This window comes from Pseudomonas sp. RG1 (assembly GCF_025910115.1).
GTDB lineage: Bacteria > Pseudomonadota > Gammaproteobacteria > Pseudomonadales > Pseudomonadaceae > Aquipseudomonas > Aquipseudomonas atacamensis.
Genome location: NZ_JAPCIK010000019.1, coordinates 365,152 through 379,461, shown reverse-complemented (window position 1 = coordinate 379,461; position 14,310 = coordinate 365,152). Strand labels below are relative to the sequence as shown.

Sequence of the window (14,310 nt, the reverse complement as noted above, 5' to 3'; positions counted from 1 at the left end):
GCGCCGTTTTTCATGTTCGCAGCGAACGCCTTAGTAGTAGGCGTTTTCTTTCTGCGTGTGATCGGTCACGTCGCGAACGCCCTTGAGCTCCGGGATGCGCTCGAGCAGAGTACGCTCGATGCCTTCCTTCAAGGTCACGTCAGCCTGGCCGCAGCCCTGGCAACCGCCACCGAACTGCAACACGGCAATGCCGTCCTCGACCACATCGATCAGGCTGACCTGACCGCCGTGGCTGGCCAGCCCCGGGTTGATCTCGGTTTGCAGGTAGTAGTTGATGCGCTCGTTGACCGGGCTGTCGGCATTGACCATCGGCACCTTGGCATTTGGCGCCTTGATGGTCAGCTGGCCGCCCATACGGTCGGTGGCATAGTCGACAACGGCGTCGTCAAGAAACGCTTCGCTGAAGGAATCGATGTAAGCGGTGAAGCTTTTCAGCCCCAGCGCAGTATCTTCAGGCTTCTCTTCGCCCGGCTTGCAGTAGGCAATGCAGGTTTCGGCGTACTGGGTGCCAGGCTGGGTGATGAAGACACGGATGCCGATGCCCGGGGTGTTCTGCTTGGAGAGCAGATCGGCCAGGTAATCATGGGCGGCGTCGGTAATGGTAATAGCGGTCATAAAAACTCCTCGCAGGCTTGGGCGCAGTTTACGCCAATCGGCGCGGCTGACAAAGTCCTAGTATTTTTGTCGGGAAAGAATCCCGGCATATGCCTGCGAATGCTCAAAGGTTCTCGTACCGGTTCATATCCAGCACACCCTCTTCCACCGGATCGGTTTCGTGGATGTACTGGCTCAGATCGTGAAAATACAGCCAGAACTGCGGATGACTGCGACGAATGCCCCAGCGTTCGACGATCTTGTCGAACCGATTGGCATCCCTGGCATTCTCCATGGCATCGACAAACGCTGGCACCTGCTCGGCCGGTACGTTGAACATGAAGTTCGGGTAACTGGTGAGCACGCCCGGATAGATCGTCAAGGTGTCGAGACCCGGTTGATAGCGCAGCGACTCACCGAGCAGAAACGCCACGTTGCTGTGCGCGCGGTTGCGCAGCACGCTGTAGACCTCGCGCTTGCCGCTGGCGGTTTCGACACGCAGCAAGGTGGCTTCGGGCATCTGGTCGATGACTTTCAGTCCCGCTGCCGGGCGCGAGGCCAGACGGCTCAACGCCTGCTCGGCATTCTGCAACGCCGGATCAATATTCGGTCGCGAGCAATAAGCGCCGTCGCAGCGATTGATCGGGTCCGGCCGCGCGTTCAGATCACCGTAGCGCGCCAGCAACTGCATGGCGAAATCGTGTTTCGGGTCTTTTTCGTCGAGCTTCAGCGCGGTCGGTTTGTCGTCATCGATGGCCTCGTAATCGAGCCACATCTTGAATTGGCCGCCGTCCTGGTACCAATCGTTGAGGTAATCCTCACGTGAGTCGGCGGGCATCAGGCGCAGGAAGTTCTGCTCGGCGCCGTTACGGATCAGGTCGAAATACAGACGGGTCTGCGCCTGATGGGAAACGTTGCCGAACACGTCGAAATTGACCGCGAGCTGGTAGTAGGTGCGTTCCAGAAGCGGATAGTCGAACAGCCACATGGTTTGCGGCACCTCACCGATCAGCCCCTTGGTCACCGAAGCGCTGTCGAAGTGGCGGAAAATGCTCAGCAAGGCGTTGTCGTTGCCGGCCCACAGCGTCGACCAGCTCGGCGCCGGCAGATCGGCGTAGCTGTCACGGCGCAGTGCCTCGTATTCGTTGCGCTTGTCGCGGTAGTTGCGCCACAGACTCAGCACGCTGCCGACATCGTCGTTCTGCCCCGGCATCGCCAGCAGCGGCGTGGCCTGGCCACGGTAGTTCGGGTCGGTGATGTAGAGATCATGTTCCGGCGCCTGGAACAGCGCCCAGAAGTTGTCGCGGATCACGTCGGTCGCGATCTGCCCACGGCACACCGGGCCGCGAATGAAGGTGCGGACGAAGTATTCAGCGTTATCGAGCATGAACTGATAGCGCGCCTGCGCCGGAATCGCCTCGAAGGTGGCAAACGGATTGGCGCGGCTTTGCGGGCCGTAACCCGGTAACGCGTTGACCTGCCAGTTGCCGCTGTAGAACAGGCTCTTGATCCGCGCCATTTTCGCCGCGCTCAGCGGATAAGTGATGTGCGTCTTGTGCACGATCACCCCCTGCACCGGCCACAAGCGGTAATACACCTGGGTGCCCGGGTCGTCGTTGGGGCGGCGCGTGGCGATCAGGTCGATCGGCTGGCCGCTCGGCGTGCGCGAACGCACCCACTGGAAATAATGCCCCGGCTCGCCGTCCTTGAAATAAATGTGCGCCAGATACCAGTGTTCGAACAACCAGCGCCCCACCAGACTCTGCCGCGCACCGGGGGCGTTGAGCAGGTTTTCCCACTGCAGGATCTGCATCGCCTCTTTGGCACTCGGTGCCAGGCTCTGTTCGTCGATCGGCGCGCCAGACGCCAGCCAGCGCTGCAGGGTCTGGTATTGCTGGTCGGTCAGGCCAGTGACCGCCAGCGGCATGCCCTCTTTCGGGTGCGCGCCGGCATATCCGTCGAACTCCGCAGGCATTGCGCATAGATTGTTGCGATTGAGCCCAAGAACAATCTCTTCCGGCAGTTTGGCGTTCGGCGTCAGCGGCGTCTTGTGGCCGAGTTCAAGCATGCGTGCCATCAGCGCAGCCTGACTGCCCTGGGCGTCGAGCACCGAATAGAAGTCTTTCTGCTGCCAGGCGCGCTTGCCGAAGGCGTCGTAAAACAGGCGCGTGGTCGGTGCTGCCTGAGTGCGTTCGCCGTCGTACACGGGCATCTTGCTCGCGCCACGAGCAGCGCCTTCGCCACTGCCCAGATTGAGCTGACAGGCCGAGTCATAGCAGGCATGGCAGGCTACGCACTTCTCGGTGAAGATCGGTTGGATATCGCGGGTGTAGGAGATGGAAGAAGAAATGGCAGGATCTTGCGCCGCAACGCTCCCGCTCAGGACCAGCAACCATAAACTGATGAAGCGGTGCGGCATGTTGCTGATCTCGATGATAAAAAAAGGCTGCGATTCTACCGTTATGACGCTCGTACCAACATGAGCGATATTCATGCAAAAGCTGCACATGCTCTAAAAGCGCACAGGTTTGCTATGATCCCGCTCCTTCGTAATGGTCTTTCCGAGTAGTCCACATGTCCGATCGCAGCGTCCGCCTTCAAGCTCTCAAGCAAGCCCTCAAAGAGCGCATCCTGATTCTCGACGGCGGGATGGGCACGATGATCCAGAGCTACAAGCTCGAAGAACAGGATTATCGCGGCAAGCGCTTCGCGGACTGGCCGAGTGACGTCAAGGGCAACAACGACCTGCTGGTGATCACCCGTCCGGACGTGATCGGCGGCATCGAAAAAGCCTATCTGGACGCCGGCGCCGACATTCTCGAAACCAACACTTTCAACGCCACGCGCATTTCCATGGCCGATTACGGCATGGAAGAGCTGGCGTACGAGTTAAACGTAGAGGGCGCACGTCTGGCGCGCAAGATTGCCGACGCCAAGACCGCCGAAAACCCGGCCAAGCCGCGCTTCGTTGCCGGCGTGCTCGGCCCGACCAGCCGCACCTGCTCGCTGTCGCCCGACGTCAACAACCCCGGCTACCGCAACGTGACCTTCGATGAGCTGGTGGAAAACTACACCGAAGCCACCAAAGGCCTGATCGAGGGCGGCGCCGACCTGATTCTGATCGAAACCATTTTCGACACCCTCAACGCCAAAGCCGCGATCTTCGCCGTGCAGGGCGTGTTCGAGGAGCTGCACATCGAACTGCCGATCATGATTTCCGGGACCATCACCGACGCCTCCGGTCGTACCCTGTCCGGCCAGACCACCGAGGCGTTCTGGAACTCCGTGGCCCACGCCAAGCCGATTTCCGTGGGCTTGAACTGCGCCCTCGGCGCCAGCGAACTGCGCCCGTACCTGGAAGAGCTGTCGAACAAGGCCAGCACCCACGTATCCGCGCACCCGAACGCCGGCCTGCCGAATGAATTCGGCGAGTACGACGAACTGCCGTCGCAAACCGCCAAAGTCATCGAAGAATTCGCCCAGAGCGGTTTTCTCAACATCGTCGGCGGTTGCTGCGGCACCACGCCGGGCCACATCGAAGCCATCGCCAAAGCCGTGGCCGGTTATGCGCCGCGGCAGATTCCAGACATCCCCAAGGCTTGCCGCCTGTCGGGTCTGGAGCCGTTCACCATCGATCGCAGCTCGCTGTTCGTCAACGTCGGCGAGCGCACCAACATCACCGGTTCGGCAAAGTTCGCCCGCCTGATCCGTGAAGACAACTACACCGAAGCCCTCGAAGTCGCTCTGCAGCAGGTCGAGGCCGGCGCGCAGATCATCGACATCAACATGGACGAGGGCATGCTCGATTCGAAGAAGGCCATGGTCACCTTCCTCAATCTGATCGCCGGCGAGCCGGATATCTCGCGCGTGCCGATCATGATCGACTCGTCGAAATGGGAAGTCATCGAAGCCGGCCTCAAATGCATCCAGGGCAAGGGCATCGTCAACTCGATCAGCATGAAAGAAGGCGTCGAGCAGTTCATCCATCACGCCAAGCTGTGCAAGCGCTACGGCGCTGCGGTGGTGGTGATGGCCTTCGACGAAGCCGGCCAGGCCGACACCGAAGCGCGCAAGAAGGAGATCTGCAAACGCTCCTACGACATTCTGGTCAATGAAGTCGGCTTCCCGCCGGAAGACATCATCTTCGACCCGAACATCTTCGCCGTCGCTACCGGCATCGAAGAGCACAACAACTACGCCGTCGACTTCATCAATGCCTGCGCCTACATCCGCGATGAGCTGCCGTACGCGCTGAGCTCCGGCGGCGTGTCCAACGTGTCGTTCTCGTTCCGTGGCAACAACCCGGTGCGTGAGGCGATTCACTCGGTGTTCCTGCTCTACGCGATCCGCGCCGGGCTGACCATGGGCATCGTCAATGCCGGCCAGCTGGAGATCTACGATCAGATCCCGGTGGAGCTGCGCGACGCTGTTGAAGACGTGATTCTCAACCGCACCCCGGATGGCACCGACGCCCTCCTCGCCATCGCCGACAAGTACAAGGGCGACGGTAGTGTCAAGGAAGCCGAGACCGAAGAGTGGCGTAACTGGGACGTCAACAAACGTCTGGAACACGCACTGGTCAAGGGCATCACCACGCACATCGTCGAGGACACCGAAGAATCCCGCCAGTCGTTTGCGCGGCCGATCGAAGTGATCGAAGGCCCGCTGATGTCCGGCATGAACATCGTCGGCGACCTGTTCGGCGCCGGCAAAATGTTCCTCCCGCAGGTGGTGAAATCCGCGCGCGTGATGAAGCAGGCCGTGGCGCACTTGATCCCGTTTATCGAACTGGAGAAAGGCGACAAGCCGGAAGCCAAGGGCAAGATCCTCATGGCTACGGTCAAGGGCGACGTGCACGACATCGGCAAGAACATCGTCGGCGTGGTGCTCGGTTGCAACGGCTATGACATTGTCGACTTAGGCGTGATGGTTCCGGCCGAAAAGATTCTGCAGGTCGCCAAGGAAGAAAAATGCGACATCATCGGCCTTTCCGGCCTGATCACGCCGTCGCTGGACGAGATGGTCCACGTTGCCCGTGAAATGCAGCGTCAGGATTTCCATCTGCCACTGATGATCGGTGGCGCGACCACGTCGAAAGCGCACACCGCGGTGAAGATCGAGCCGAAGTACAGCAACGATGCCGTGGTCTACGTGACCGACGCCTCGCGCGCCGTCGGCGTGGCGACACAGTTGTTGTCCAAGGAGCTCAAGGCCGGGTTCGTCGAGAAGACCCGCCTGGAATACATCGACGTGCGCGAGCGTACGTCCAATCGCAGCGCCCGTACCGAACGCCTGAGCTACGCCGCCGCGATCGCGAAGAAGCCGCAATTCGACTGGGCCAATTATCAGCCAGTCAAACCGACCTTCACCGGCAGCAAGGTGCTCGAAAATATCGATCTGAAAGTGCTGGCCGAATACATCGACTGGACACCGTTCTTCATTTCCTGGGATCTGGCCGGCAAGTTCCCGCGCATCCTCGAAGACGAAGTGGTCGGTGAAGCCGCCACTGCGCTGTACAAGGACGCGCAGGAAATGCTCGCCAAGCTCATCGACGAAAAACTGATCAGCGCCCGTGCGGTGTTCGGTTTCTGGCCGGCCAATCAGGTCAACGAAGACGACATCGAGCTGTACGACGACACCGGCAAGCCGCTGGCCAAGCTGCATCACTTGCGTCAGCAGATCATCAAGACCGACGGCAAGCCGAACTTCTGCCTCGCCGACTTCGTGGCGCCGAAGGACAGCGAAGTCACCGACTATGTCGGCGGCTTTATCACCACCGCTGGCATCGGCGCCGAAGAAGTGGCCAAGGCCTATCAGGACGCCGGCGACGACTATAACTCGATCATGGTCAAGGCCCTCGCCGACCGCTTGGCCGAAGCCTGCGCCGAATGGCTGCACCAGCAAGTGCGCAAAGAACACTGGGGTTATGCCAAGGATGAAACCCTGGACAACGATGCGCTGATCAAAGAGCAATACCGTGGCATCCGCCCTGCTCCCGGCTACCCGGCCTGCCCGGATCACACCGAGAAAGCCGCGCTGTTCACCCTGCTCGATCCAGAGGCTGCCGAAATGCGCGCCGGGCGCAGTGGCGTGTTCCTCACCGAACACTACGCAATGTTCCCCGCGGCAGCGGTCAGCGGCTGGTACTTCGCCCATCCGCAGGCGCAGTACTTTGCCGTGGGCAAGATCGACAAGGATCAAGTGCAGAGCTACACCGCGCGCAAAGGCCAGGACCTGAGCGTGACCGAGCGTTGGCTGGCGCCAAATCTGGGTTACGACAGCTGATCGGGCCGCGGACCTGGGAGCGCACCTCCCAGGTCTGCTCGATCAGTCAGTCACGGCGCCACGAAGGCCCGGGTTTCGGTGAAGACGGGGCCGATGGCGACGCTCCCGCATCCTGCGACGCCAGGCTCTCCAGCTCTGTGCGAGTCAAATCCTTGAGTTTCTCGATGCGCGCATCCGCCAGTTCGATTTCAAGCACCCTCATCGCGTCCAGATAATCGCTGTTTTCTCTGTCCGGGTAGGCATCCTCGACCGCTTCGTGCCGCCTGGTAGCGTCGCGTTCAAGTGCCTCGAACGCCTCGGCGTGGCGATCCTGCAGATAGCGGATCCAGTAGTCCCGCGCAATCAGATCCTCCAGAAACATGGGTGATGCCTCGTCCGCGAGAACCGAGGCACGCGCATTGAGCAATCGTCGCCCGCGAATCGGTGAGGCGTACAACATGTGTTCGGGTTGCGCCGGCAACTCCAGGTCGTCCGGCCAGCCGCGTGTCATGGCGATGCGGTATTGCAGGCGGACTTCCGCGCGATCCTTGTTCCTGGCGGCGGCTTCGGCCAGTCGATCCACCCTTTCCAGGCGAAACAGCCGTCGAGTCAGATCGAGCAGCGCTCTGCCGCGTTGCAGCTGACGATGCCGCGGAATGTCGCGCAGAGCGTTGTATTCATAGACGCGGGTCTCCAGTTCGCTGAACGACAGGATCCGGCCATCGGGGCACGTGCCGTGGGTTTCGGCGTTGAAAAACAACAGCTCGCGCAGTTCAGCGTTTTCCGTGGCAGCCTGGATCACTTGCCAGACCCGGTGGGTCAGATCGGCACCGGCAAACCTGAATTCCAGGGTGTCGGGCAAGGTCGAGAGCAAATGAAAGAACGCCTCATGGTTGGCCTGTCGAGCCAATTGCAGCCATAGTGCTTGCCGCGCTGCACGCGCATTTGCATGCGTATAGGTCATCCATATGTCCATCGCCGGCGCCGCCACGTCCTGCGCCGGATTGGCAATCACCTCCGCGGCCTCCACACCGGCATGCATATCCACGGGCCTGCTACTGCTACCGCCACCGCCTCCGCCACGCGGATCATCACCATCGTCGCTATCGGAGTCGGGGTCCGAACCCCGATCCGAATCCGATTCGGATCCGCTATCGCTTTCCGAGTCGCTCATACGCTCGGCGATCAGGCGCTGCAAGGACTCCGGCGTGTAGCCCAGCACGTCACTGCCGCCATGCGCGACGCTGTAGTCCCTGATCTGCTCCAATGCGTTAAGCGACAGCGAGTTCTCCGACAGATCGGTGCCTGCCACGAGCGCCTCATGATTGCCGCCCAACAGCCGGTCCGGGAAAACCATGATGTTGTTGCCCGACAGGTCCAGCCTTTGCAGATGCGCCAGTTCAAGCACGCCTTCAGGCCAGAAATCCAGGCCGTTCTGGCCGAGGTTGAGGGTTTGCAGACTGCTGAAGGTTGCGGCGTTGAATTCTTCCAGCTGATTGTGACTGAGGTCGAGCCAGCGCAGCCGCGCCCCGCTCGCGTGCTGATACACCGATTGCGCCACGGCCAGGCGATTGCCGCTCAATTCCAGCCGTTCGAGCCGGCTCAGACTGCCGACAGCTTCCGGCAGGCGTGCCAGGCCCGTGCCATTGAGCATCAGCGTGGTCAACTCAGGAAACGCCGGGCAGAAGAGGTTGAAACTCTCGACGGAAAATTTGGCCCCGGTCAGGTCCAGCGTCCGCACATGGGAAAACACGTTCGACAGCGCAGGCAAATCACCCAAGCCGCCCGCTGACAGGCTCAGCGTGCGTCCGGCGGATTCGGTATGGCCGGTGAGCCCGTCCCGCCAGCAAGCGCGGATCCTGGAGGCATCAAAGAATCTTGTTGACGACGCCCCTTCACCAGCCCCTTGCGCCGGGTTGAAGATCCAGCCGTTCAACTCACGCGTCAACGCCTCGTTACTTGCTTGCCACTGATTCAGTCTGCCGACGATTTGCTCAGGGGACAGGCCTTCAGTGCGTAAACGCTCAACGCTGGCCTGGGCCTTTTCAAGCGACAGTGACGGAAAGATTTCCAGCACTGCGCGATGCATGTCGGTGCCTTGCTGAATGACCGAGACAGATGGCAGTGGCAAGAGATGAGCGGCGCGATTGAGTGCCGTGTCAGGCGTGGCACCGCTGGAACCGGCGGGTAACGATGGCGCTTGCGATTCGAACCGTTGCAGCGCCCCTTCGGGCAAACCCAAGGTCATTTCGATCCGTCGCTGCGCCGCCTTTAGGCTCGCTTCGCCGCCGACACTGAAGCGGTTGTTCAGCAGCCGGGTCTTGAGCAGCACAGCGTTGTCGGCAAGCACGTGATCGGGGAGCGAACCGATGGTGTTATGCCGCAAATCCATTGCTTGCAAATGCGTCAGGTTCTCCGCCCCCTTCGGCCACACATTGAGCCCGTTTGAGCTGAGGTTGAGCGTCCTGAGGCCGGTCAGGCGAGAAACGTCCAGTGTGTCCAGCCGATTGAGGCGGGCATTGAGATGTTCGAGATTGCTCAGCGCGTCGAATTGATCTTGCACCTCAGGGGTCACGGCGATTCGGTTGAAAGACAGGTCCAGCTGTGTGAGCCGGGGCAAATCGGCTGGCCGCACCGGCACTTCGGTCAATCCGCAGGCGGTGACCTCCAGGCTTGTGGCGCCACTGAACGCCTGGAGAAAGCCGCGGATCTGTTCGACCGGCACAGTCAAGCGGTCCAGCCGAACTCGCTGTACATGAGCAAACGTACCGGCCGGCAATTGCGGCAGCTCACTCACCGACTCCGCGCCCAGCGCCCAGGCGGTGTCAACCAGTTCAAACATGCTGGCGTCGTCCAGATCGCTGGCGGATATCCAGTCCTCAGCATTGAAGGGACGAACGTCATCGTTCAAGCGATAACGCCGGCGTATGGCCGCGCGCCAGTTTTTTTCCAGTGCACGAACCACCCGGGCATTGGGCGGCGCTTGCCAGCGCGCTGCCGGCGTCGCCGTACGCAACTCTGCGGATGCGCTGGCCTCGTAGAACTGGCGGAAAATTGCGCTGTGCTCCACGCGCAGAATCTCCACGGCTCCAAGTCGGGTCTCCGGTGTGTTCCACAGACTCATGATGCGCTGAGGTAACGGGTTGAGACGGCCAGCCTCACCCGTCAGAAACTGCAGTTCCCCGGCGCAGTAGCGGCGGACCATCAAGTCCAGATCAACCAGATGCCCCCATTCCCCCATGTAGTTTTTCACATAGTCGTAAGCCGGTTTGAACGCTCCGTGGGAGAACCTCGACCAGTCCAGGGACAAACCGGCCCAGAGTCTCTCGTGCCCGACATAAAGGGTCTGTGGAAGGGATGCGATGGCGGTCTGCGTCAGATCCAGACGCTCCAGCTCAGGCAGTTGTTCCACATAAGCCGGCCACTGCGTCAGGCCCGGCGCTTCAATCTTGAGTTTCTTCAGTCGTTCAAGGGGAGCCAGGTCCAGCTCGGGCGGGCTGCCTGCGCCGCCGGGAAAATCGAGATGAAGCTCCTCAACCGCGGTCAGGCTACGCAATCTTGTCGACAAATCGGCAGCCATCACCCGCGCTGGCGTTCGGAACTTGAGCTTTTTCAACGCGGACATGCGGGTCACGCTCAGGGGCAACGTCGTCAGTGACTGCTCGTGCTCCATGTAGGTGCCGAACAGACTGCCCCGCTCCCCCAGCGACAACTTTTCGATATTGGCAAATCGCGTCAGGAAGGCATCGGCATTGGCGTCGGTCAAACCTCCGCCGCCAATCGACAGTTCACGCACGTGAGCAAAGTCGACGGTCATCTCTGGCAGAGGATCGTAGGTGAGAATCGACAGTTGATCCGCACCCGCGACCCCAGTGGACAAAGCGTTGCGCCAGCAGGTTTTCAGCGCTTGCGCGGTGCGAAACTTGTAATTTGCTCCGGAGCGTTCCCAGGGCGCCGCCGTCGCTGTCCCCGCCCATTCATCCAGCGTCGCATTGAGCTGTTCCCACTCACGCCGACGTGATTGCAACAGCTCGAAAATGGCCCGGTCGTTTTTTCCTGCCCGATACTGGTCAAGGAGGAAGCCACGAGCCTGTTCGTCGCTCAATTGCGGGTAGATATCCTGGATGTGAGCCAGCAGGTTCGGTGCCAATCCCGCGCCGCGTCCACTGGCGGGATAACCGATCAAGGTAGCGTTCACCCGCACCGGGGGCTTTATCCACTTGACCTGAGGTGCCAGCAACGCGGGTGCATCGGCCTGGTGCTGGTCGGCGTGATCGATGATCTTTGCTTGCAACTCTGCGGACTGCCCGACCTCAGGGACACCGAGGCCGCGGCGCGCATGATCAGGCAGGGCATGCATGATCGAGGAGTAAAAATTGTCGCCGTCGCGAGGCAGGCTGTTGAGTGCCTCACCGCGCTCGTTGTATGCCTGAAACTGAACGCCTGTTTTGATCAGGTATTTTTTCTCGCCGGCGGTTTCACTGCCGATGCTGTCGAGCAGCATGCCGGCGTCGTGGCCTTCGCGTACTTCAATGCGAAGGCTGTCGGGCCAACCCGCCAATTGCTCCAGCGTGTGCAACGCCAGGCGCCGGCTGTCCGCAGACGCGACGTTTTCGCTGCGCAGACCGGCATATGCCGCTACCTGTCGACTTTGCCGCGCGTACCAGCGGGCCTCCTCCAACAGGCGCAGCGGTACTCGTTGCCCTGAGCCTAGTCGCTGAAGATCATCGGGTCGACCATGTGCCAGCACCGTTCGCGCCGCCGGTTCACTGAGTCCCGGGCAGGCCTTCTGCAAGCGCGCAACCTGCGGATCGACGGGGTCGGTGCCCGAATGAATGCTGTCGTAGATCGCCGGCTGGCGGGTGTTGGCGTAGTCGGCGATCTGCTTGCCAAACTCTGCCGGTCGGCCATTGCGCACGCGTGCCCCTTGCTCGCCGAGGAGCCGAGTGATTTCTGACTCGTCCAGCCCTGCGAGAATACGTGCTGGCAGTTCACCGCTGAAGATATCGGCCCGCGATATCTGAATGGGTGGCTTGACGCCGACATCGCGAAACCGCCGCGCGGAGCCATACCTGACGAACTTGCCGGACAATTGCTCGCCGTCGAAGACTTCCAGCACCCGGTTCTCCGGCCAGCGCGGCATTTCGGTGATCAGCGGCAGCGCGTAGAGGTACAGTTCATCGATCGGTTTTGTACCGCGCAACTGCTCGACAACCAGTGCTGCGTTGCCATCTGCTTGCATCATGCGCATGGCCTGGGTCAGTTCCGGTGGTGGCAGCGAAGAATCAATGTGCATCTTGCGCAGCGCGGCTTCACTGACACCGCTGATATCGGCAGCCTTGATCAGCTGTGCATCGGAAAACGCTTCGGTTGCATGGCCGATGCGCCGCAACAGGGTCAGACGATCCCAATCCTGCGGACGCTCCAGGGTATGCCGCCAGGCACCGCTTCCATTGCTGTGGAGCACCGGCTGCCAGGCGTTGATGTCGGTCGGATGGCTGATCCGCCATTTGCCGATCGATTCATCGAAAAACTGCTCATAGACCTTGCCGCTCTGGCGAATATAGGTTTTACCCTCAAGCACGTGCTGGCCGGCACTGTTTGGCCCGGGACTGACAGGCAGTGCGACAGCCGACTCGTAAGCGCTCAGGTCGGGTTTCCACAGCCGGGTTTCGCCGTTGGGCAACTTCACCGGATGCAGACTTTCAATGACCGGCACGGCTTTGGCGCTTGAGATTTTCCTTACTGCGGCGCCCACACCGGCCATCAGCGCAATCTGCGCAAGGTTTTCCGCCACATCGATCAAATGATCCTTGGCCGCACGCCGATCGCCCTCGGCCCATTCGATTGCGCCCTCAAGCGTTTCATAGAGCAGTTGCCCGGCCATCACCACCATCATCACTTCGCCCAACACAGGCACGAACATCGAGACCATGTTCAGACCGAGCATGCCGAGTTGCATCAGATGCGCCAGTTTGGCGTCCCTTGCTCGCGCGTCTACCTCGGCAGTCGGTACCGCATGGCTTCGGGCATCATCGATCAGCTTGGTGCGGTTCTGGCTATAGAGGTATTGCCACAGGTCCTCGTTGGGAGCCCAAAGTCCCTGCCCCTTGCGTCCCAGGGTGGACGGTGCGATGTAAGGGTCCGCCACTGGCTCCCATTTGACCTGGCGTTCGGGCGGTACCTGCTGAATGCGGGTGAACGCCGAGCCGGCGGTGAAGCCTTGCAGCACCGACAGCCATGGCGAGCGCAGCAGATCCCAGCCATCGCCGGGTGAGTCAGCCGCCTTCTGCCTGAACTGGCTGAAATACTCGGGACGCTGGTCATAAGGCAGAAACTGGCTGAGAAAGCGCTGGTAGGCGGTGGGCTCCGCGCCCGTCTGTTGCGGAGCGTCGCGTGCAGTGAGCAAGCGTTTGAGCTCGTCGCGCATCTGCTGGAACGTGTAGCGCTTGAGCGGATGTTCAGGATCGTGCGGGATATAAAGAATCAGTTCGTCGGTGTAGCGGTATTTCTCGCAGATGACGAACGCGATGCAGCCGGTGAGTCTTTTTTTCATCAACCCCAGGTCCTTGAACCAGACCTGTTTTTTCCCCATCCAGGGATGCATCTCGCCGTCAATCACCGAGACGATCATCGCGTGATCCGCCGCCTCGATATCCTTTTGCAACAGCGCCTGCTCGGCCGCAGCGCGCAGCGTCGCCTTCTGCGCGGCAATGAAGCGTTCGGCAAGCACTGCCTCTGCCACCGTTTCCTCAGGATGAAAGAATCCTTGCAGGTAAGTCTGGTATTGCTGGCCGATATCCAGATCGCGGCAAAGGTGCAGAAACTGGGTGACCGAAATACCGATGCTCACATGGTCGAACGTCTGCGCCGTGGACCCTGCCACCACAAAACCTGAGCTCGAATGGTAGGTCCCTTCGCATTCGCCAGCTTCGAAGTTGTGCAGTGCGGCTTCCAGCAGCGTTAGCTTGAGCACCTCGAATGAGGCCAGTTCGATTTGCTGGATACCCATCTCCACCGGGCGGCGCAGACACAGCAGCGTTTTGTCGACATCGATATCCAGCGAATGTTTGTCTTTCAGCGCTTTGATGACTAATGGCCGGGCAAACGTCTCGACGTCCTGAAGTTTCGCCATGCGCTTGTCGAGACTGTTCTGGGCGATGACACTGGCCTTGAACGTATCGTCAACGATTTTGCGCTGGGCCGGCGTCGCATCCTGATACCAGGCTGGCAATGCTGTCGCAACCGCCTTGAAGGCTTCGCGCCGTTGCGGCGAAGCGTCGGTCAACCATTGCGGGATCGAAGCTTCGAGAAACTCGCCGTGCAGGCTTTGCGTGGCAACGAGCTTTACTGACCGACTGGCGTCTGCCGGCTGATCGGTCGACGCAGGCTGCGTCGACACGGGTTTTGGGGAAATAGCGATCATGGTCACTCCTTGTTGATGGAGCGCTC

Annotated in this window: 4 protein-coding genes; 1 reads left to right on the top strand and 3 read right to left on the bottom strand. The window is 60.6% G+C overall.

All coding sequences use genetic code 11. From position 1 onward, the window contains the following. Nucleotides 1-30 precede the first annotated feature (30 nt). Nucleotides 31-615, bottom strand: coding sequence for a Fe-S biogenesis protein NfuA (nfuA, locus tag OK411_RS13135; protein ID WP_003225494.1), 585 nt, complete (start codon nt 613-615; stop codon nt 31-33). A gap of 103 nt (nt 616-718) precedes the next feature. After that, a complete protein-coding gene (locus tag OK411_RS13130) occupies nt 719-3,013 on the bottom strand; it encodes a fatty acid cis/trans isomerase (protein WP_264365059.1) in 2,295 nt (764 codons plus the stop codon). Between the two features lie 155 nt (nt 3,014-3,168). On the opposite strand from OK411_RS13130, the gene metH reads away from it, so the two are divergent. Then, nucleotides 3,169-6,879 (top strand): methionine synthase, encoded by a 3,711-nt coding sequence (metH, locus tag OK411_RS13125; protein ID WP_264365058.1) that lies wholly within the window; start codon nt 3,169-3,171, stop codon nt 6,877-6,879. Between the two features lie 46 nt (nt 6,880-6,925). Here the strand turns inward: metH and OK411_RS13120 are convergent, their stop codons facing one another. Further along, a complete protein-coding gene (locus OK411_RS13120; RefSeq protein ID WP_264365057.1) occupies nt 6,926-14,284 on the bottom strand; it encodes a dermonecrotic toxin domain-containing protein in 7,359 nt (2,452 codons plus the stop codon). Nucleotides 14,285-14,310: the final 26 nt, after the last annotated feature.